The organism is Paenibacillus xerothermodurans, assembly GCF_002220865.2.
Classification (GTDB): Bacteria; Bacillota; Bacilli; order Paenibacillales; family NBRC-103111; genus Paenibacillus_S; species Paenibacillus_S xerothermodurans.
The window spans coordinates 58771-79075 of sequence record NZ_NHRJ02000018.1 but is presented as its reverse complement, the minus strand read 5'-3'; the positions used below and the strand labels follow the sequence as shown (position 1 = coordinate 79075).

Here is a 20305-nt window from a genome sequence, read left to right as displayed (position 1 = left end):
GCATCGACTGCAGCGTTTCGGCAAACAGCTCCTTCAATGCCGATTGTACGTCATCCATGGTTTTCAAGTTATTTTCTTTTACAAAAGCCTTCACTTGGTCTTTGTTAAATCGAGCCATTTCAGCCATCCTCTCAAACCAACCTTTCTTCAATTGTAATGTATGGTGTGAGAGTTTACACAAAATATTTTACAGACTCCCCATCTTCTCAGCCCTGATACTGGTATTAATTACGACTGGAGAAGCAATTAATCTGTCTTCATATTGGTAGTAATTACTGTTATTCTTAAAGAACAACGTAGATGTTGTTCTTTAAGAATTTTCTTTTTTCACACTATTAAAGCGAAACCAATCAAGACATACTGAAAGGAAAGGAAGTTGTCATTATTAAACATTACTCCACAGTGAAAGAGATGCAGAGTACTCTTTCGGTCAAACGCATCGTGATCTGCTTTCTTCTTATGTTGTGCCCCTTTTTTTATTTTATGATTCAGCGTGACGATGTTTCTTTCCGGGACAAGCTGGATGTGTTCACTTTTATGCTTGAAGGTATTTTGCCTCTTGCGTTCGTACTCCTGGCTACATTGGTTTACTTAGGTTCTTTTTCTCGGGAAATAAAAAATCGATTTTTAGTTTATACGCGTTTGCGAACTCCACTCCGGAAGATGCTGCGCATCAAGTTTGCTGCTAATTTCCTAGTCACGTTTGGTGTTTTTTTTGTGTTTACGTTTGGATATTTCCTTTTTTCTTTTTATATTGTGCCTCTGCTGCGATTGGTTCAATTTCATCCTGAGGTGTATATGCTGAATGAAGTTACAGTCGTTCAGGATTCATACACGCGACATACTTTTACACAGCTGCTACAATTCGGCTCCCTAACCTACGGTTTTTTCTATTCTTGTTGGGTAGGCCTTAATGCTGCTGTTTATGCCACAATTGGTTTCTTTATGGTATTAATCATACGCAATCAATTTTTGGCCCTATCCATTCCGTTTCTCCTTTACATTCTTGGAAGCTTCGTGATGGCAGCGTCCGGTTTAATGCGTTTCCGGTTTCCTGATGCTGTTTTTCCCTATAGCTATATGCAATTGCCAATTTGGACAGCTTTTGCGCCCTTTCTATTTCTTCTCTTCATATGTATCATTCTTTTTTTGGCTGTTAATAAGAATTTGGAACGGATTGATAACGTAATATGAGTTACCTTAAACAGATTTTGGATGAATTTACGACATGGAAGTGGACTTTTCTCATTGTAATTCTTTTCCCCTATGGATGGAGCATCCGAATGGCTGTTGCTGCAAATGCAGACCTTCAGCAGCTTCCGTTGAACCGATGGGACATCATTTTTACATTTTTAAGCGATCCGCTTTTAATCATCTTTTTTTATTTGCCTTTTTGGTTGTTTTTTTCAAGTCAACTTATCATAAACGAGTGGGATTATACCCTACTCATCCGACTCAAGAGTTTTCCAAAATGGATGCTGTATACTATAGTCAGAATAAGTCCGATTCTCTTAATCCTTCAGTTTCTTTGGATTATCATTAGTTTTTTAGTAACGATGGGTATTCCATTAGAAAACAGTTGGAGTATCTGGGGGGCAACAGCTGCACCGGCGAATAATATTATTTATATTTTCCAGGGAACCGGATTTTCTCCATGGTTCATTTTGTTTTTACAAACGACCTTGTTTAGTCTCTGTTTGATTACTCTTCATGCTATCGCGGCATCGGTATATGCGCGCTTTCCGAGGATGAATGTTATCGCCGGGACGAGTGTGTTTCTTTTTATCGGAGCTATCATCTCTTATAAAGTTTTCCCTGCTCTCCCTGCTCCATTTATGTTGGGGATGGTGACAAACTATAGCATTCTTTCTTTTTCATATGCGACTTTTGATTCGGTTGTACCGGCTTTCCTCTTACTGGTTTCCATAATTACAGTCTGTTTTTCTCTGGTATCCTTATGGAGTAAGGGAAAATTCAAGAGTATGACAAATTTCTTGAATCACCACTATCATTTTCTCGCGTACAGCTTCATTTGTTTATTAGGGATTACCACGCAGTTCACACACTCAGGAATGAAAGTAATGACGGTCTGGGAGAACCTGTATTTCAATTTTTACGGCGTATCAGAAGAAGGTTTTTCACTTTATGTATACATTTATTTCTGTATTGTATTTTTAGGTTTTGTGTATTTATTTCAACTCCATTTGAGTCATGTACTAAATGGACACATTTATTACCTGATGATTCGATACAAGTCCTTTTACCGTTGGTTTATCCAATTAATGAAGAAGACGGCGTTGGGTGTTCTGGCGTTACTTGTGCTTTTGGCTGTGATCACAATTGTAATAGGTGTTATACAAGGGCGAACTTTGGAACGATACGCTGCTCAGAATATATCCGAACTATATCCATATATGTTGTATCAATTTTTTATTAACGGGTTCTTACAGCTGCTCAACTACATACTTATCGTATTTATTATAAGTTGGATCTGGCAGGAAGCGACGTATAGCCTTATCGCGCTAGGTGTCCTGTTTGTGGCGGGCTTGCCCTTGCTTAATACTAATCAATGGCTGCCGTCAGGATTAAACAGCATGGGCTATGTTGCCGGAGATAGTAACGGTGTCTTTCACATAACAATTGTGTTGGCTATTTATCTCCTCATCGAGATCGGTATTATTGTCTATTTGTTTAGGAAACGAAAAGTTTCTATTTAGTAAAGGAGCCCAACTGATGACGCTAATTGACATTAAAAATGTGAGTAAATCATTTAAAGGCATTCAACTATTTGAAAATGCAACAGCACAATTTGAAAAAGGTAAGACATATGGAATCATCGGTCATAATGGCAGCGGTAAATCCGTCCTATTCAAAATGATTTGCGGATTTATAAGTCCGGATGCTGGAGAAATCACGATTAATCCTGCCTACCGAGATAAGCAGTCGAACTTCCCACAAAACTTCGGCATTATTATTGACCGCCCGGGCTACATCGGCGGAATAAGTGGTTTTGACAATTTAAAAAAGCTCGCGGATATTCAGCAGTTGATTACCCATCAGGAAATCAAGCGTGCGATGACACTTGTAGGTCTCGAGCCCGATGCTAAACGGAAGGTGAAAAACTACTCACTAGGAATGAAGCAAAAGCTTGCATTGGCCCAAGCTATCATGGAGAACCAAGAAGTTTTGATCTTAGATGAGCCGTTTAATGCTTTGGACATTGATAGTGTTCAATCCATCCGCCAACTGCTTTTCACATTCAAAAAAGAGGGGAAGACCATTATCTTAACGAGTCACAACCAAGAGGATATCAATTTATTATGTGACTATGTTTTTCAGATCCGCCAACATACGTTGGAAGTAGTATAATGCATTCATCTCGTTCATGTTCATCATTGGTCCTTCCATATTTGTTGAAATTGATGGAGCAGTTTTTTTCGCGCTCTTTCCAGTTTTTGGGTTACAGCATTTTCCGATAACCCAAGAATAACGGCGATTTCTTTATAGGACAGCTCGTTAATGTAAAACAGCGTGATAACATTTCGATAATGAGGATTTAGCTTAACAATCGCTTGTTGCAACGATTCATTTCTAATGTTGTTCTCTACTTCATTGGCGACACTGATTTGCTGCATAGCAAGCTCCATGTTATCCTCAATCTTTTTGGCGAGAGATGTCGACGACAGTTGAAGCTCCTTTTTATTTTTTTTCATTACATTCAAGGCCAGATTTCGTGTAACCTGTCTGATCCATGCGGCTGTGTGAGTTACCTTTTGCTTTCTGCTAATTGAAATAATTTTGGAAAAAGCTTCCTGAATAATATCTTCAGTCAAGGCGTGATCGCCAGTCAAGTAGAAGATATCTTTAAACACCAATCTACGATAGGAATGATAAATAATCTCTTGTAACTCTGCTTCTAATTCATCAAAGTCATTATGAAATAAGTAGAACCATTCTCTCACAATATCACCTGAGCCTTCCCGTAGTGCGACCTTCGTCTTAAGTTATATGACGTGCACCTGCCGCGGCCGATTAAATCCGGACGAAAAACGTGAACAATAGCAAAGCTCCTGCAGCTGCAGGAGCTTTTATTCGGTCATGGACCGTTTGTGGACTGTGCGATTATGGTTTAATCGGGATGGCATTTTACAAAGACGACATCTCAACTTAGATGCAAGATATGTAGCCGTCCAGTTGTCCCTCCAAGACCTGAACAAGCTGGTCAGCTACTTCCAAACCGTAATGCCGAGTTGGGACTAATGAAAACAGGCCGCTCACGGTTAGCATACTGACAGCGGCCCTCATTGCAGCGGCAGTTAATTCCTGGGAAACGATAATTTACTGCAATTTAAACAACTTTATTATTAGACAACAGCATCGGTCGAGTCCAACCCATTTTTTTGAGCTAAACTCCCCTTTTACCCCCATCGCTACTTTCGTACTCCTTCACACGCCGGTAAAATGTGTTAGACTTCATATCAAGCAATTTCATGGCTGCGATGGCTGTAATCGCAAGGATTTCCACTGGTCATATACCCGAAATAAAGTTTGCGTCGTTGCCTGCTTGGGACGGCCGGCATTACGCCGTCCTTTCGCGCAACCTCAATCCCTTCCGCTTGGCGCTGCCGGTTGTTCTTCCGCTTCTGTTCGGCCACATAGGAAAGCAAGCCCAGAAATTGATCCTCCATTACTTTTCCAAAGTCACCCATTGTCCGGAACTTCCAACTGTCAAACGGCGTTTCGTTTTCCAGCACAACTTTATCCTCTCGCAGGTCCCTGGTAGTATATTTCCACTCCCAAATGATGCCGTCGTAATCGCGGCCCAGCCGGTCCAGCGCATCCAGGTACACAAAATCGCCTTCGCGAATCATCAGGCGCATAGCTTGATACCTCGGTCGGTTAAAGTCTTTGCCGCTTTGCATATCGATAAAGATGTACCGCTCGTCAATCCCCAGCTGCCGAAACTTCACAAGCTGCCGCTCGGGATTTTGGTCTTTGGCCGATACCCGCGCGTAAGCCAGCTCCATCATCCACACTAATATACCGTCATTGTCAGAAAGAATCATCCGTTTTGATTATTGCTATTCTCGCCCTAACTGAACTGGACAGATACTGTTCTTGCCATGAGATTCTATGGCCATTTGTAGCATTCCGTCCACCAATCCATGATTGTGACGTTAATCTATCAGAAAGCCCCCGCTACGTGTACAATCGTCGCCCGCATCACCAATAAAAATGTTTACTGAAGGATGCCCTGTTCTGCTGAATTTAATGAAAGCTAAAACCACTTTTTGGTGTGAAACTATCGCCCATCAATCACCGCAAACCGACAGACACAGTTATCCACCGAATTTACTCGATAATTTCCACTTAAAGAGCTTAAACGTCCAATTAATGACCACAGGGATACTGAACACAGCCACAAAAAATAATCTATCCTCCCACCCTTTGATTGTTCCAGAGAACAATGCCATAGCAATCATTCCGTAAATCGCGAACCTAGTGAGCATACCAAGCAAGTTCCGCATAGGATAAAGAAAGCTGGCTACTGCCACTATTAATAAATAGTCGTTCAACGAATCCATTCCGGCTCCCCCAATCGACCCGCGTATCATCCACCTAATTATACAACATTATTCATCCGTTGACCCCGTGGAAAAGGATTTAAGAGCACTAACCGACATACAGCTGAAAACAGCAGTTGTTGTAGCCGCAGGTGCGGCAGACAGGTGAGGTTAAAGGTATATTACTGTACTTAAATTTTTTGTATGGACAATTCTATTACTCATTAACCAATATCCACAAACAGAAATGTAGCGAGCAAAGACCCGAGTTATAGACCCCCATCCACTTACCTCCACCGAAAAAGAACATCCACACAATTTCGTAACCAGTCCTTTGATGCCTAGCTCTCCGATTTACTTGCGTTTGATGATGGAAAAGATGATTAGCCAAACAAAAGTAAATGGCAGGACGAGGAACGAGAAAAACTGAATGTCGATTCCATTTCCCGAATATCAGTTATGTTCGCATATATTATGAAAATCGCGATAACCGCAAAACAAATGATGAGGGTGAAATGAGAGGCTTTGTAACTGCTTAATCTGCTTTAATCGTGAAGATTTCTTCAACCGGCAGACCAAAGAATTTGGCTATTTTTAAACCTAGTTCCAAACTGGGATGATAACGGTATCCTTCAATCGCTATAATCGTTTGTCGCGTCGCGTGATTTGTACGGCAACGGCAAGTTCTTCCTGTGTGATTTTCCTCTCTTTTCGCAGCTCTCTAATCGAATTCTTAACCATGTTTTCACCACCAAAATGTAACTAACTCTTTACATTTATAATCATATGAAAAAAAAGGGAAAGGTAAAGCATTGTTTACATTTCAACTGTCTCTGCAGACGAAAGAAGCCCCGGGTCTAACACCAAGGGCTCGTCCCTTTCGCTCTACCGTACATCAACTCAAGCCTTTGATCTTTTCTTTAAATGCGCAAGGCTCTCGCCATCGACGGTCGCTTTCGTTTTCTCTTTTAGGTTTGTGGAATAAACTTTCTCGTCCTTATTTGCCCTGATATTCACCGGCCACATATTAAACGGGGCCAACTTTCTGGTCCTGTCCGGCTTGCAAACATAAGATATAGCTCTCGTTGGCTTGCATGAGAGGGTTTTCCCTATCGATTTCCCCGACCGGATTGTGCCACTGGGCAGACCCTACACAAAAAGAAAAGCCCCATGCTACCATTTTCCCTGTACCGTTTGAACTTCGACTAGTAAGCATCGGCAGGGACTTTTTTGATCTTCTGAGCAGGTTTTGTTAGTCAACATATAATCATACACAGCAGTCCGCGGCCTTTTATGGGGCAAGATCATCCAACCTTATTTTTTCTACCAACATATAAAAATAAGCATAAAAGAACATACGATAAAAAAATAATCCCTAATGCAAAATGTGGCGTAAATAAAGCACCAGCAAACCGTAATGTGATGACTGATGCAATAAAAGCAAATAATATCATTCTTGTCACAATGGAAATTGTAGCTATTATAGCAGATAAAAATAAAATCCAATCATACCCTCTCACACCTTCTACCTTTAATTCTAAGAACATAAATATCGATGCTACAATACCACAAGAAAAAAAAGCTACACTTAAAAAATTGGCTACTTTTCCTGTTGGTAACACAATGCCCCTTCTTTCCTAATTTATTCTAAAGTGTTGACGACTAATAGTCTTTTAAAGTTGCTGTGGTATATGGAGTCTCAGGGGCCCATTTTATTTCTTGCTTATCATCAATATTAGAAGTCCGATAATGATGCCAAAATTTATTTGATTTAGCCCGGCATCAATCTCTCCATTAAAAAAATTTAACGTAATAATTGAATAAATTGCCGCAACACTGATAACAAGAAGCAAAGATTGTATGAACTTCATAAGTTGCAACCTCCTCGTGTAGATCTTTTAGGAAAAAGGCTTCGGGAGTTCCCGGAGCCTTGATTCTACTGAATATTAGTAACTACGCGGAGGGATTGTATTCAACAGAGATTTCAACAAGTCAAGTCCTGCATTTCCACGTACAGACCCGTAATGCTTTGTGTTTATTCCCGCAGTTCGCCCAGTAGCAATCTAAGCTGTTCCAGGCTTAAGTCTTACCGGTAGCCCTATCCCACATTGATAGAATCTCTCGTCTATATCCCAAAAAACGGTATCGTCCGTCTGGCTGCCTTCAGTTGAAACTTCTACATCACCATTAGTAGAAACTGCCACTCTACCCCCACGGCAAAGTCACTGTAAATTGACTACCAGTGGAATCATGGCCCCAATCACGTATACTATCAGAATCATTTTATAGTAATTCATTCCAGTTCCCCGAGTCATATCCAGTAGTATATCCCGTTATAACCCGTTAATTCAACAGCATCTTCTAATTAAAAGTAGTCATAAGGTGCCGTTATTTTCATTAGTACTCTCGCTTAGATCCACATTTAAAGCGGCCTTCAATGCATCCAACGCATAGCCATAGAAATTAAGATTTGGCACCGATTTAATAACCGGATCGTCGTATAGGCCAACGTGGACACTTTTTTAGATTCTTCTTTCTTCTTATGTTCTCTATCTTCTTCGTGTAAGACCGACTGGATTAAAAGGTCTTCAGTCACCTGATTATAAAATGAGTGATGAAAAGCCAGAAACTGCTACGTCCCAAAAGTGGCAGTATATCGGTTTGAAAAAAACAGGATTCACGAGGTACTCCTATTGAGACAAAAGATGGGTACAGACAATTCAGGCAATATCTCGATATCCAATCTACCTGGTGGACTACACAGCTTTGCTTCGAACAAGGGTTACACCGGGTCCGGTCCTTTATTATCGGCATCATCTAAGGGCAGGATCGCAGACCGTATCTCTCCTACAGAAAAAAGGAGTTCGTTTACATGCATAGCAAAAAAAGACCATGTGCTAGGAAGCCATGGTCTGAATATATTTGGCATACGTCTATTCAAAGTCGCAATTGATGCAATACTCAAAGGGGTATGTATACACAAAAATAGTAAAACCGATTAAACAAATTAATAAGGCGAACCATCCAATTTTGTTTTATTCTGATGGGTAAAAAGTAATTCCCAATAAACCTTTGCTACTCCTCTTTATTATAGATATCACGCCATTCTAGTGAACATCTTGTTTTTTCGTTAGTCCCGTTTTATTATTACGTCTCCTCTTTCGTACTACTAGGATCTGTATCACTCTTGCTGCGACCAGAGATACTAACCCGCTTACCAATATACAAATCTCAACTAGTGTCAATCCACCCGGCATTGCTAAAAGCATCAGGTAGAATAGACCTGCCACAGCGAATACGTCAACTGCAGTCACCCAATCACCTCCGCCTCCCAACGAGTTAAACGACTCCTAAGGCGTTTCATAGAGTTCCTTCTGGGCCTTCGACAGTGAAACCTTGATCAACAACACGTGTCGCATATTATCCACGCAAATCCAAAGTATCCTAACCGCGAAGCGATACCCCCCTCCGTATTGCACACTGTGGTGCGAGGATCGTGTGGGTCTAGGTGATGATTCTTGCAGTGGCAAGCTCTACTGTGACGTGGATGATCGGCTCCGCTGGGCACCTGTAAAATAATAACATTAAGTGCCTCCATACGCAAAATAGTTTCCCGCCATTAATTCGCTGTTATTTCCTGCCTTTTACACGGCCGCACTAAATTTTGCATCGACCGCCACCTCCTCCTATATAGTAGAGGTTGCGTGAAAAAGGTAATCTGTCTAGCTGGTCGAAGCAGAAATGGCGGCGAAGGGCCAATCTTCCATTTGCAGTTTGGGGATTAGTGCTGCTTCGCTGATAGCGTGGTGGGGGGCTTTCACACCGAACTAAAAGAAAGAGCGTGAGGTAATAGCCTCACGCCTTCTTTTCCTTCAATTCGCTGCACGATGATAATATCCATCTGCACTGGCTACATTACGGCGTTACCTTATCCCCTCCGCTGAGCGAATGAAACTGCTTCTCCGATACAACATGCTGTCTGCTGTTACTGCGTTCTGTCTGACTTATGAGAACACGAGTCACCGACTAACAAGAGGGGGCTCATTGAAATATACTGCAAGTCCAATCTTTTGTCACACAAAGCCAATCCTGTGTGGGCTTGTGCGAAAAGTTTCCGACTCTTGTGATCACCCTTTGCGCCGCTATGGCATCAGGCTACCGCGCGCTCGCAGCCCTGCTCTACGGATTTGGCACAGCTCTCAGAGCCGGCTGCAGCATGGTCCCTTGCTGGGCATAATTCGTGTGCCATGACAGCGCCTTTTCAAGCGCATGCGGGGTTTGACCACCACGGGTAAGAGCTTCCCGATAATACTCCAACAGCTGCTCACGATACATCGGATGAGCGCAGCGTTCGATAATCAACTCAGCGCGTTCTCTCGGCGCCAGCCCCCGCAGATCAGCGTATCCCTGCTCTGTGACGACAACGTCGACATCATGCTCGGTGTGATCCACATGCGGCACAAACGGCACAATGCTTGAAATCCTGCCATCCTTGGCGGTCGATTTCGTCACAAAAATTGCTATGCGTGCATTCCTGGCGAAATCGCCCGAGCCTCCAATACCGTTCATCATCCGCGTGCCCATCACATGTGTGGAGTTCACGTTCCCGTAAATATCGAATTCCAATGCGGTGTTCATCGCGATCAAGCCCATGCGTCGGATGACCTCAGGATGATTGGAAATTTCCTGTGGCCTGAGCACAAGTTTGTCCCGGTATTTTTCCAGGTTGGGAAACACCTCATCCATCTTCGCGCCTGATAACGTGATGGAACAGCAGGAAGCAAAGCGGACTTTACCCGCGTCCATCAGGTCGAAGACTGCGTCCTGCAGCACTTCGGAGTATACTTCCAGATCAGTGAATTCAGACTTCAGAAGACCATGAAAAACTGCGTTGGCGACGGATCCGATGCCGGACTGAAGAGGAGCGAGACGATTCGTCAACCGTCCATGCCGCACCTCCATGCGAAGAAAATCGATCAAATGCTGGGCGATCATTTCCGTCTCCTGATCCGGAGCAACGATGGTGGACGGCGAATCCAGCTGGTTGGTGAATACAATGCCTTTTATTTTGCTAATGTCTACCGGTATGCCAAGCGAGCCGATCCTGTCATCCGGCTTAGTGAGAGGAATCGGCGGCCGTTCACCTTGCTTACCCGGCTCGTAGAGATCATGCAGCCCTTCGAGCATCTGCGGCTGCGCCAAGTTGATCTCCACGATAATCGACTGAGCATGCTGTGCAAACACCATCGAGTTACCTACGGATGTCGTTGGGATAATCATTCCATCCTCCGTTATTGAAATCGCTTCCACAATCGCGAAATCTATAGGCTCAAGTACGTGTGCGCGCACCAATTCCGATGTCTTGGACAGATGCTGGTCGACGAAATAGATCTCACCTGCATTAATTTTGCTGCGCATCGTAGGATCTGCTTGAAACGGCAGGCGTTTATTCAGTAAGCCGACCTCAGCGAATAATTTATCGATATCGGAGCCTAACGACGCTCCAGTGTATACATTGACCTTCAGCTTTTCTTGCTTGGCACGCTCCGCTAATGCGGTAGGCACTGCTTTGGCGTCGCCAGCCCGGGTGAACCCGCTCAATCCCAGCGTCATGCCGTTTTGGATCCAGGCCGCAGCCTCTGCTGCCGAAACCACTTTCTCACGCAGACCATGATTTCGAATGCGATCGAACACGTTGTCCAAAGGGCTTTTCCCCCAATCTGTAGATATAATTTATATTATTTTAGCAAACGACAAGAAACAGCATGTGGTTTTCGGATCAAATATAGGAAAAACGGGATGAACGAAGCAAATCATCGTATGAAACAAGTGTAACCGTTTAAAAAGCGAGCAGTTTACGAAAGTAACTCGTGTATGACTGACTGACCGAGATTTTCGTTTGATTTTTCATAATCAGCACCAGCGTTGAATTCGTGTCCGGATAAATTTCCTGAATGAAGTTCACGTTCACGATAAAGGATCTATGACAGCGCACAAAGTAATCCTTTGGCAGGAGAAAGTCAAACTCATTCAATGTGTACTTGTGAGTGCCGGTCAGTTTATCGGATACTACGTGTGTCTTGCGGTCGCTGGCCTCCAAATACATAATGTCCGGAAAAGGAACCGGCACCCATCCATCGTTGTGCTTCACCGTCACTACAGTTTTGCCGTGCGTCAAGGTTGGAAAGATCGCAGACACGCACCCCTCCAGCTCACCGTCCTGAATTAATGGCACCGCCATGCCGTAGTATGGCATCCCAAACAAGTCCCGTTCGATGAATTCGGCAATCTTTTGCCCGCCGACCAAAGCTTTATGAGTGATGGTCCCTTCCTTGATAGGATCACCCGGTTGTATTTTGAGGTCAATCCGTTTGCTGGGCCGGTAGTAGATGTATTCCTTGGTATCTGCGACCGCAATAGACGTCTCGTCGGAGAATAATTTACCGATTGCATCAAAGATAGTGGCCATGCCGAGCTTCCCCAAAATTATGCACCTCCGCACCAGTGTTGACTATGTGGTCCCGGCTGGGATTATTCGCCTCCGTTATCCGCGCCGAGGATATCATACATTTCCAGGAACTTGGTGTTAAAGTCCCCTTTCACAAACCGTTCATTCTCCAGCAATCGTTCGTGGAATGGAATCGTCGTCGATATGCCGTCAATTATAAATTCACCCAGCGCCCGCTTCATCCTGTGAATCGCGTCCTCCCGGTCCTTCCCCCACACGATGACCTTGGCCACCATCGAATCATAGAAAGGAGAAATCTCGTAGCCCGGATATACCGCACTGTCAATTCTCACACCAAAACCGCCTGGCGGTACATACTGTGTGACTTTGCCCGGCGAAGGCATAAAGTTTTTGGCTGGATTTTCCGCATTGATCCTGCACTCGATCGCCCACCCTTTGATGGCGACATCTGCTTGCCGAAACGACAGCCGTAAACCGGCCGCGACAGCGATCTGTTCCTTAATCAAGTCCACGCCTGTCACCAGCTCGGTTACCGGATGCTCCACCTGAATACGTGTGTTCATTTCCATGAAGTAAAACTGGCCGTGCTTGTCCAAAAGAAACTCCACCGTGCCGGCTCCATGGTAGTTCACGGCCCGTGCGGCCTGGACGGCCACATTTCCCATTTGCGCCCTTAGTTCCTCATCCAGCGCAGGCGATGGAGCTTCCTCAACCAGCTTCTGGTGGCGGCGTTGAATGGAGCAGTCGCGTTCGCCCAGATATACTACGCTGCCGTGTTTATCGGCCATGATCTGGATCTCAACATGTCTCGGCTCTTCCAGATACTTTTCCAGATATACGCCTGAGTCGCCGAATGCGGTTTGCGCTTCATTCTGTGCCTGACGGATCGACTTACTTAATTCTTCCTCGTTCTGAGCCACTCTCATTCCCTTACCGCCGCCGCCGGCCGATGCCTTGACAATGACGGGAAAGCCAATCTCAGCGGCAACCTGAATCGCGGTATCCAGATCTTCGACAACACCTTCCGTGCCGGGAACTGTCGGAACACCCGCTTGTTTCATCGTCTCCCTTGCAACGGCCTTAGCACCCATTTTCGTGATCGCCTCGGCATCCGGCCCAATAAAAGTGACACCATGGGCTTCACAGATAGCCGCGAACTCCGCATTTTCTGCTAAAAATCCATAACCTGGATGAATGGCGTCCGATTGGGTGATGGTGGCAACAGTGATGATGTTGGCGATATTCAAATAGCTACTCTTTGAAGCAGTCGGCCCGATGCAGTATGCCTCATCCGCCAGCTGCACATGCAATGCCTCTTGGTCTGCTTCCGAATACACGGCGACTGTCGCGATCCCCATCTCGCGGCACGCCCTGATTACGCGCACGGCGATTTCGCCTCTATTGGCAATCAACACTTTTTTGAACATCGCTTACTCCCCTTTTCTAATTAAAAACAAAGGTTGTCCGTATTCAACAAAGTCCCCGTCCTTCACCAGAACCTCTACGATCTCCCCGGCGACACCGGCATTGATCTCATTGAACAGCTTCATCGCTTCTAGCACGCACACCACACTGGCTTCTGTCACGGCTTGACCCACCTGGACAAACGGCTCGGCCCCTGGCTCAGGCGCAGAGTAAAATGTCCCCACGGTAGGCGCCACCACCTTGTGCGCAACCGCAGCAGGCACAGCTTGAGCAGTGTCCGGCGCTGCCGGCTCCACGGCCGCATCGGGCACCGAGTCCGCTTTACGTTCAGCAAGCTGCGCCTCAGCATAATCCAGCTCCAACGATGTCAATTTGGGCGGGCCTTACCATCCTTCACGATGACGATGCGGGTCGTCTCATGCTCGAATCGGTGTATGGAGGACTCTTCCACCATTTTGATCATTTCTCGAATTTCGTTAATCTTAAGCATCACGTTAACTCCCTAGTGTAGATTTTGCGCCGCACCTCCGGCTCCAGCTATGTACGCGGTATGCGCCGCACCTCGGCTGACCGCTATGTGGTCTTTAAGCTGATGGCCATTTTCAGGTTAACAATGTTTCGCTCCTGCTCTATATACAGCCGTTCGGCCTCCGCCACTGTGATTTCTTCGAACACGATTTTTTTGCCCGGCTGCATCTGCGCGATTTTTGCAATATCCACCGCAGCAATCTGGGCAATCCGCGGATATCCGCCTGCCGTTTGCCGGTCGGCTAACAGAACAATGGGATTCCCGTCCGGAGGCACCTGAACTGTGCCGAGCGTAACGGCTTCCGAAATCATCTCCTGCGGTGCCTTCAGCATCAGCGCCTCACCGGAAAGGCGATATCCCATGCGGTCGGATTGTGGCGTGACCTGAAACGGCTCGCCGAAGAAATGCCGCTGACTATCTTCATTAAACTTGTCAAACTGAGTTCCGCGCATTGCGCGTACTTTGACCTCGCCGGTGCCTGCCAGCATATATCCGCGCTCGGTATACCAGGATGCCGCAGCACAGGAGCGGGCTCCTATTTTGGCTGCCAATGCCTGACGTACGCGGCCTGATGCTTCCCCCGGGGGCTGCTGCTGCAATATATCCCCTGTGGCCAAAGCTCGCCCGTGCAGCCCCCCGATGCCGGCACGCAGATAAGTGCTTTTGCTGCCCATCACCTGGGGAATGTCGAATCCTCCGGCGACCGCCAGGTATGCACGGCAGCCCGACTTGCACGGTCCGAAAGAGAGGACAGTGCCAGCCTTCACATAAACCGGTCTCCACATCGGAACCGGCGTGCCATCGATGGCAGGCGACAGATTACCGCCGGTAATAGACAGCAGCGTGTCCTGCTCGATGCTCAGCTCGGGTCCCATCAACGTCAGCTCCAGCGCAGCCTCACCCTCGTGGTTACCAACCAACAAATTGGCGATACGGAGTGAATACGGGTCCATTGCACCGCTCACTATGACGCCCTGCTTCTGATAGCCGTATCTGCCCAGATCCTGTACGCTGGTGAGCAGACCCGGACGCATCACCTTCATACTCATTGACTGTCCTCCCTGTATTGCTCAAATTCCTCCAGGGAAATCGAGCGAAATTTCACAATATCCCCGGATTGCAGCAGACTGGGGGGATTGTCATGCGGTCGAAACAGCTGCAGGGGCGTACGTCCGATTAACTGCCAGCCGCCTGGAGTGGAGATAGGGTACACGCCCGTTTGCATACCGGCGATGCCTACCGTCCCTTCGGGAATAGATGTGCGGGGAGCTGCCCTCCTCGGCGTTGCAATCCGCTCAGACATGCCTCCCAAGTAGGGAAAGCCAGGAGCAAAGCCAATCATGTACACGAGGTATTCTCCGCCCGTATGAATGTCGATGACCTCTTCCGCCGTCATCTGATTATGGCCTGCAACAACGTGCAAATCGGGCCCGAATTCGCCGCCATAGCACACGGGTATTTCTACGACCCTTGGCTGATGGTCGGTACCGTCGTCCATCCGGAACGCAATTTGCTGCACGGCAGCGCACACCAATTCATAAGAAGTCCGAGCTTTGCAGTCCGGGCGGCCCATGCTCACGGCTCGTACTTGCAGAGGATCATAAAGCACGGTAACGCTTGTAAAGGCAGGTATGCATTCGATCATGCCGGGAAACGCGTGCTGTTCGAGAGCCTCTCTCAGGGCCTTGACCTTACGATGTGTGCGGGGGTCAATACCTGTGCCCAACTCAATTCGAATCGCTGATTCTCCGAGAGGTGACATCGTGATGCCGAGTTCACCCATGTTTGTAGATTGAGTCACTTTTCGTCCCCCCTCGTTCCGATATGTGGAATTTCAATTCCGAAATATGAATTATTTAATTATTATACTGAGTCCAACTTACTTTCACAAGAAGTAAAAAAAGCTGACAGCGCAGTGAGCTGAACCTCCTTTAAGACAGTCCAATGCGTACCACGGGCTTGTCTCCTATGAGTTCTTCTCTCTGCTTGCCATCAGCCATTACGTATCTACCGTTCTACCTTTTTTAAATTACACCAAAGCGCTCATCGCGCAAATCCGTGATAAACATGTGCCCCGGCGCATGTGTGATCATTAATTCCGGTTTTACGTGCATAGCCACCGCCTGTGGAGTCACGCCGCATGCCCAGAAGACGGGAACCTCTCCTTCTTTGATCGTGACACGGTCGCCAAAATCCGGTTCGTTTATATCCTGGATACCAATGCTCACCGGATTGCCGATGTGCAGAGGAGCCCCATGCACCGCCGGAAAACGGGATGTGACCTGCACGGCCCTTACTACGGCCTGCTCAGGCACCGGACGCATGCTGACCACCGTCGGCCCCTCAAACCGCCCTGCCTTCACTGTTGGAATGTTGGTCTTGTACATAGGCACGTTACAGTTTTCCTCAATATGGCGTATCGCGATCCCATTATTCATAAGAGGATGTTCGAACGTGAAGCTGCAGCCGATGAGGAAGGCTACCATATCATCGTTCCAAAACTTCACAATGTCCGTCACTTCTTCCACCAATTCCCCATGCCGGTATACCCTATATTTCGGAATATCCGTTCTGATGTCCGCCTCTGGCGCCGAGAGCTGAGGTATTGGAGATCCGGGCTCGGTGACATCAATCAAAGGACAAGGTTTCTGATTGCGCTGGCAAAACAGAAGGAATTCAAATGCAAGTTCTTTTTTCAATATCGCCAGGTTGGCCTGAGTATATCCACTAGCCCAGCCGGATGTGGGTTTTACCAATTCATTGTTTCTGATCAATTGACGAACCTCGGATGGATGCATAGTAGCCAAATTACTCATTTTACTCATCCCCTTGATAAATTGTCATGAAATAAATTATTGGAACAACTTCGGCAGTTGAGTGATGAGCGTGTAACCACTCATGTAGGTCATGATCACCACGACCACACCACCGAAGATGGTCATCCACAACGGATGCTTATAATCTCCCACAATGTGCTTCTTATAAGCGGCCACCAGAAGAGTACCCAGCGTGATAGGCAAAATAATACCGTTGAATGCACCCGCCAGAACCAGTACTTTCACCGGCTGCCCAATCAGCGCGAAAATGGCTGTGGATAAGACAATGAATCCGATAATAATCCATTTTGAGTTTTTCTCGAGTTTGGGGCTGAAGCTTTGAATAAACGTCACAGAGGTATAAGCGGCGCCTACCACAGATGTAATGGCCGCCCCCCACATCACAATCCCGAACATCTTGTAACCTATGTCACCTACTGCCAGCCGGAAAACAGATGCCGGCGGATTTGCAGGATCAATAGCAAGCCCCTGCGAAACGATTCCGAGAGCTGCCAAAAACAGCACAATCCGCATCACCGAGGTAATCAAAATGCCGGACACCGAGCTTCTCGTCACTTCAGGCAGCGCACCCGCTCCGCGAACCCCAGCATCGAGCAAACGGTGTCCGCCTGCAAAAGTAATATATCCCCCGACCGTGCCGCCCACAAGGGTAACAATAGCGAGCACATCTATTCTTTCGGGCATAAACGATCTCACTACAGCTTCTCCCACCGGCGGGGAGGACGTGATCGCTACATATAATGTAAGGATGATCATACCGATGCCGGCAATTTGAGTAAAACGGTCCATCGCTTTACCCGCGTCTTTGATGAGGAAGATCGCGATTGCTACGGCTGCGCTCACAATAGCGCCTGTGACAGGTGAGATACCGAACATTACGTTCATGCCGAGCCCTGTGCCGGCAATGTTACCTATATTGAACACAATGCCGCCGAACACGATTAGAACAGCCACAAAATAGCCAAGTCCGGGTAGGACCATGTTCGCGATATCCTGGCCCCGTTTTTCGGATACGGCGATGATACGCCATACGTTCATCTGAGCGCCGATATCTAAAATAATAGACATTAAAATGACGAAGCCGAAGCTTGCCGCCAACTGCTGCGTAAATACTGTGGTTTGAGTCAAAAAGCCGGGTCCGATAGCCGAAGTTGCCATTAAGAAGGCGGCGCCGAGCAATAAACTCCAATTTGATTTCACTACCACGTTCGTTTGCTTCTTTGTCTTAACCTGCTCCAAACGCGCTGCCCCCTCATGCTGTGTTAATTGTGGTTCATCCATGCCCTGCCGCTAAAACTGAGACACCGGATTGTATCAAGCGGTCCCTAATCTCACGGGCGAACGCTAAAGCGTGCGCACCGTCCCCGTGAATGCATACCGTGTCCGCTTGAATCGGCAGATCCGTACCCTGCTGCGTACGCACGGAGCCTTGTTGGACCATGCCTATGACCTGGGCAATCGCCTGTTCGTGATCGATGATCACTGCGTCCGGTTGATTTCGCGGGGTTAACGACCCGTCCGATTGATAAGTTCGATCCGAAAACACTTCCTCAGCCGTGCGCAAACCGATTTTCTCACCCACACCGATCAATACACTGCCGGAAAGCCCGAACAGTATCAGCGCCGGGTCTACTTTATACACCGCTTCCGCGATGGCTTCAGACAAATCCTGGCGCTTCGCTGCCATGTTATACAAAGCTCCATGCGGTTTCACATGCTGCATTGTGCCGCCCTCCGCTTTAACAAACCCGGCAAGCGCACCAATTTGATACACCACCATGTCATACGCTTCCTGTGGCGACACATCCATGTTCCGGCGTCCAAAGCCGCTCAGGTCGGGAAGGCCGGGATGGGCCCCGATGGCCACACCGTGATCTAACGCGAGTGTCACCGTGCGCCGCATAACAGACGGGTCGCCCGCATGAAATCCGCACGCAATATTGGCCGAGGTGACAAAAGGTAAAATCTGCTCATCAAGACCTAAATTATAGGCTCCAAAACTTTCACCCAGATCGCAGTTCAAATCAATCCGTTTCATGCTGTTTCCCCCGTCCTCTCCATTTCATAGCATCAGCTGCTCATAGCATTCCGTTCTGTTTGTTCCGAAATTCGAAACAAAGATTCCGTATTTTTTTCAGAATATATAGATTATAGCTAAACGACTATATCTTTTCAATCAAATTGTCATAATACATAACACAAATGAACCAGTCCTTTCGGGAAAAAAACGGATATAAACCGTTTACCCCGTAAAAAATTCAGGTAAAAGTAATAAAATCCCAGATAACCTTACATTCTGTGTAATGTTTATTCAGGGTGCCTGCTCCTATTAGAGGGCATGTGGTTGCCGTTGGAAAAAATAAGCCGATTCCCTAGAGTGTAGGAGATCGGCTTGTATGTATGCCTTCTTATACTTACGTTTTGTCATTATGCCTAGTATGGAGCAGGTCACACGACGACCGTAGCAGACTCGGCCCAGCCCAGTTTCCGTGAAATTTCATCGGCCGCGGCTTTTACTTTCTCCACCAGCTCAGGCAGGCGGTCTTGGCCGAAACGAGAATCAGGGCCCGCTATACTTATGCCGCCGGCGATCTGCCCTGTGTAATCGAAGATGGGAGCTGCGAGTGCGGCCGTGTAGTTTTCCAATTCCGAGTAACTCAATGTATATCCCTTCAACCTTGATTCCTCCAGCACTAGACGAAGCTGCTGCTTATACGTGATCGTGCCAAGACCTATCGGCTGCAGTTGATTTTGATTCAAATATTCATCGATCTCGTGTTCAGGCAAGTAAGCGAGAATAACTCGGGAGCATGCTCCGGCATACAGCGGTGCCCTGCGTCCAATCTTGGTGTACAACCGCACCGGATGTATGGATTCGAGCTTCTCAATGTAGATGGATTCATTCCCATCCTTGACAATAAGGTTTACTGCTTCCTCCACATCATCCCGCAGAGACTGCATCACAGGCAGAGCAACTCTCCGTATATCGAGCCTGTCGGCCACCAGTTGGCCAAACTGAAGAAATAGCAGGCCGAGCGAGTATTTCCCTTCGTCGTCCTTATTAAGAAACCCCATATCCTCCAGAGAACCGATCATTCGGTGCACGGAGGTCTTAGGAATACCGGAAAGATGCACCATCTCATTCAGAGTTAGCTTCGTATTGGCAAGAAACAGATTAAGGAGGTCCATAGATTTTACAACGGTCTTGTTCTTATGACGCATCTTTCTCCCCCTTGTGTACGTGAACAATAATCCTCAGTGATTCTGGATGCGCTTGCACAGCTGTTAGTAACTACTTTGTCCAATCTGAAAATATAATTATACATGCTTACCACACTTTGTTCAATTGAAGCGCCTAGAACGTTTCCTACAGCGTATGGCTACACGACATCGCAATTTGAGGCAGGCACCGGAAATACAGTTGCGTCCAACGTAACACTTTCACAGCACTAGACTGTGTTGGTATGAACGAACGCTGCGA

17 protein-coding genes and 2 pseudogenes are annotated in these 20305 nt (G+C 46.7%); 4 read left to right on the top strand and 15 right to left on the bottom strand.

All coding sequences use genetic code 11. From position 1 onward, the window contains the following. The first annotated feature begins 537 nt into the window (after positions 1 to 537). The 3 genes from CBW46_RS19300 to CBW46_RS19290 all read left to right on the top strand — a co-directional run bounded on the left by CBW46_RS19300 (position 538) and on the right by CBW46_RS19290 (position 3369). The gene (locus CBW46_RS19300; protein ID WP_165842380.1) at positions 538 to 1194 is read left to right on the top strand and encodes an ABC transporter permease; all 657 of its coding nucleotides are present in this window, start codon (positions 538 to 540) and stop codon (positions 1192 to 1194) included. Positions 1195 to 1283: 89 nt separating this feature from the next. Further along, the gene (locus tag CBW46_RS19295) at positions 1284 to 2717 is read left to right on the top strand and encodes a hypothetical protein (protein WP_165842379.1); all 1434 of its coding nucleotides are present in this window, start codon (positions 1284 to 1286) and stop codon (positions 2715 to 2717) included. 16 nt (positions 2718 to 2733) lie between these two features. After that, on the top strand, positions 2734 to 3369 hold the full coding sequence (locus CBW46_RS19290; protein ID WP_089201591.1) for an ABC transporter ATP-binding protein: 636 nt from the start codon (positions 2734 to 2736) through the stop codon (positions 3367 to 3369). Between the two features lie 23 nt (positions 3370 to 3392). Here the strand turns inward: CBW46_RS19290 and CBW46_RS19285 are convergent, their stop codons facing one another. The 3 genes and pseudogenes from CBW46_RS19285 to CBW46_RS19270 all read right to left on the bottom strand — a co-directional run bounded on the left by CBW46_RS19285 (position 3393) and on the right by CBW46_RS19270 (position 6305). Continuing rightward, a complete protein-coding gene (locus tag CBW46_RS19285) occupies positions 3393 to 3962 on the bottom strand; it encodes an RNA polymerase sigma factor (protein WP_165842378.1) in 570 nt (189 codons plus the stop codon). 443 nt (positions 3963 to 4405) lie between these two features. After that, positions 4406 to 5027: pseudogene (locus CBW46_RS19280) on the bottom strand (recombinase family protein). 1072 nt (positions 5028 to 6099) lie between these two features. Next, positions 6100 to 6305, bottom strand: a pseudogene (locus CBW46_RS19270) (helix-turn-helix transcriptional regulator). Between the two features lie 552 nt (positions 6306 to 6857). Between CBW46_RS19270 and CBW46_RS19265 the strand changes: the two are divergent. Beyond that, on the top strand, positions 6858 to 7205 hold the full coding sequence (locus CBW46_RS19265) for a hypothetical protein (protein WP_089201589.1): 348 nt from the start codon (positions 6858 to 6860) through the stop codon (positions 7203 to 7205). Positions 7206 to 7276: 71 nt separating this feature from the next. On the opposite strand, the gene CBW46_RS21440 is transcribed toward CBW46_RS19265, so the two are convergent. The 12 genes from CBW46_RS21440 to CBW46_RS19210 form a co-directional block, all read right to left on the bottom strand. Further along, positions 7277 to 7435, bottom strand: a complete 159-nt coding sequence (locus CBW46_RS21440) for a hypothetical protein (protein ID WP_165842377.1) — start codon at positions 7433 to 7435, stop codon at positions 7277 to 7279. A 2308-nt stretch (positions 7436 to 9743) separates the two neighbouring features. Further along, positions 9744 to 11267 carry an acetyl-CoA hydrolase/transferase family protein gene (locus CBW46_RS19255; protein ID WP_089201587.1) on the bottom strand — a complete coding sequence of 508 codons (1524 nt, stop codon included), beginning with the start codon at positions 11265 to 11267 and terminating at the stop codon, positions 9744 to 9746. A gap of 136 nt (positions 11268 to 11403) precedes the next feature. Further along, positions 11404 to 12033, bottom strand: coding sequence for a LytTR family DNA-binding domain-containing protein (locus CBW46_RS19250; RefSeq protein ID WP_089201599.1), 630 nt, complete (start codon positions 12031 to 12033; stop codon positions 11404 to 11406). A 62-nt stretch (positions 12034 to 12095) separates the two neighbouring features. After that, positions 12096 to 13460, bottom strand: coding sequence for an acetyl-CoA carboxylase biotin carboxylase subunit (gene accC, locus CBW46_RS19245; RefSeq protein WP_089201586.1), 1365 nt, complete (start codon positions 13458 to 13460; stop codon positions 12096 to 12098). A gap of 3 nt (positions 13461 to 13463) precedes the next feature. Further along, the gene (gene accB, locus CBW46_RS19240; RefSeq protein ID WP_111361095.1) at positions 13464 to 13829 is read right to left on the bottom strand and encodes an acetyl-CoA carboxylase biotin carboxyl carrier protein; all 366 of its coding nucleotides are present in this window, start codon (positions 13827 to 13829) and stop codon (positions 13464 to 13466) included. Further along, positions 13826 to 13948: a hypothetical protein gene (locus CBW46_RS22110; protein ID WP_279386476.1), complete on the bottom strand. Its 123-nt coding sequence runs from the start codon at positions 13946 to 13948 to the stop codon at positions 13826 to 13828. Before CBW46_RS22110 ends, accB begins: the two co-directional genes overlap by 4 nt. An 83-nt stretch (positions 13949 to 14031) precedes the next feature. Continuing rightward, positions 14032 to 15036 carry a 5-oxoprolinase subunit C family protein gene (locus tag CBW46_RS19235; protein ID WP_089201585.1) on the bottom strand — a complete coding sequence of 335 codons (1005 nt, stop codon included), beginning with the start codon at positions 15034 to 15036 and terminating at the stop codon, positions 14032 to 14034. Next, complete coding sequence (pxpB, locus tag CBW46_RS19230) at positions 15033 to 15770, bottom strand: 5-oxoprolinase subunit PxpB (RefSeq protein WP_279386477.1); 738 nt, start codon at positions 15768 to 15770, stop codon at positions 15033 to 15035. Before pxpB ends, CBW46_RS19235 begins: the two co-directional genes overlap by 4 nt. A 241-nt stretch (positions 15771 to 16011) precedes the next feature. Beyond that, positions 16012 to 16803 carry a putative hydro-lyase gene (locus CBW46_RS19225; RefSeq protein WP_089201584.1) on the bottom strand — a complete coding sequence of 264 codons (792 nt, stop codon included), beginning with the start codon at positions 16801 to 16803 and terminating at the stop codon, positions 16012 to 16014. A 36-nt stretch (positions 16804 to 16839) separates the two neighbouring features. Next, positions 16840 to 17982 carry an NRAMP family divalent metal transporter gene (locus CBW46_RS19220; protein ID WP_243633406.1) on the bottom strand — a complete coding sequence of 381 codons (1143 nt, stop codon included), beginning with the start codon at positions 17980 to 17982 and terminating at the stop codon, positions 16840 to 16842. 115 nt (positions 17983 to 18097) lie between these two features. Continuing rightward, positions 18098 to 18862, bottom strand: coding sequence for a LamB/YcsF family protein (locus CBW46_RS19215; RefSeq protein ID WP_089201582.1), 765 nt, complete (start codon positions 18860 to 18862; stop codon positions 18098 to 18100). 410 nt (positions 18863 to 19272) lie between these two features. Continuing rightward, complete coding sequence (locus tag CBW46_RS19210; protein ID WP_089201581.1) at positions 19273 to 20046, bottom strand: IclR family transcriptional regulator; 774 nt, start codon at positions 20044 to 20046, stop codon at positions 19273 to 19275. Positions 20047 to 20305: the final 259 nt, after the last annotated feature.

Bases quoted from the DNA above. Each gene is read 5' to 3' on its own strand.
- CBW46_RS19300 (WP_165842380.1), top strand. From the start codon at position 538: ATGCTTGAAGGTATTTTGCCTCTTGCGTTCGTACTCCTGGCTACATTG.
- CBW46_RS19295 (WP_165842379.1), top strand. From the start codon at position 1,284: ATGGCTGTTGCTGCAAATGCAGACCTTCAGCAGCTTCCGTTGAACCGA.
- CBW46_RS19290 (WP_089201591.1), top strand. From the start codon at position 2,734: ATGACGCTAATTGACATTAAAAATGTGAGTAAATCATTTAAAGGCATT.
- CBW46_RS19265 (WP_089201589.1), top strand. From the start codon at position 6,858: ATGGGGCAAGATCATCCAACCTTATTTTTTCTACCAACATATAAAAAT.
- CBW46_RS21440 (WP_165842377.1), bottom strand. From the start codon at position 7,435: ATGAAGTTCATACAATCTTTGCTTCTTGTTATCAGTGTTGCGGCAATT.
- CBW46_RS19250 (WP_089201599.1), bottom strand. From the start codon at position 12,033: ATGGCCACTATCTTTGATGCAATCGGTAAATTATTCTCCGACGAGACG.
- accC (WP_089201586.1), bottom strand. From the start codon at position 13,460: ATGTTCAAAAAAGTGTTGATTGCCAATAGAGGCGAAATCGCCGTGCGC.
- CBW46_RS22110 (WP_279386476.1), bottom strand. From the start codon at position 13,948: ATGCTTAAGATTAACGAAATTCGAGAAATGATCAAAATGGTGGAAGAG.
- CBW46_RS19235 (WP_089201585.1), bottom strand. From the start codon at position 15,036: ATGAGTATGAAGGTGATGCGTCCGGGTCTGCTCACCAGCGTACAGGAT.
- pxpB (WP_279386477.1), bottom strand. From the start codon at position 15,770: ATGGGTGAACTCGGCATCACGATGTCACCTCTCGGAGAATCAGCGATT.
- CBW46_RS19225 (WP_089201584.1), bottom strand. From the start codon at position 16,803: ATGAGTAATTTGGCTACTATGCATCCATCCGAGGTTCGTCAATTGATC.
- CBW46_RS19220 (WP_243633406.1), bottom strand. From the start codon at position 17,982: ATGGCAACTTCGGCTATCGGACCCGGCTTTTTGACTCAAACCACAGTA.
- CBW46_RS19215 (WP_089201582.1), bottom strand. From the start codon at position 18,862: ATGAAACGGATTGATTTGAACTGCGATCTGGGTGAAAGTTTTGGAGCC.
- CBW46_RS19210 (WP_089201581.1), bottom strand. From the start codon at position 20,046: ATGCGTCATAAGAACAAGACCGTTGTAAAATCTATGGACCTCCTTAAT.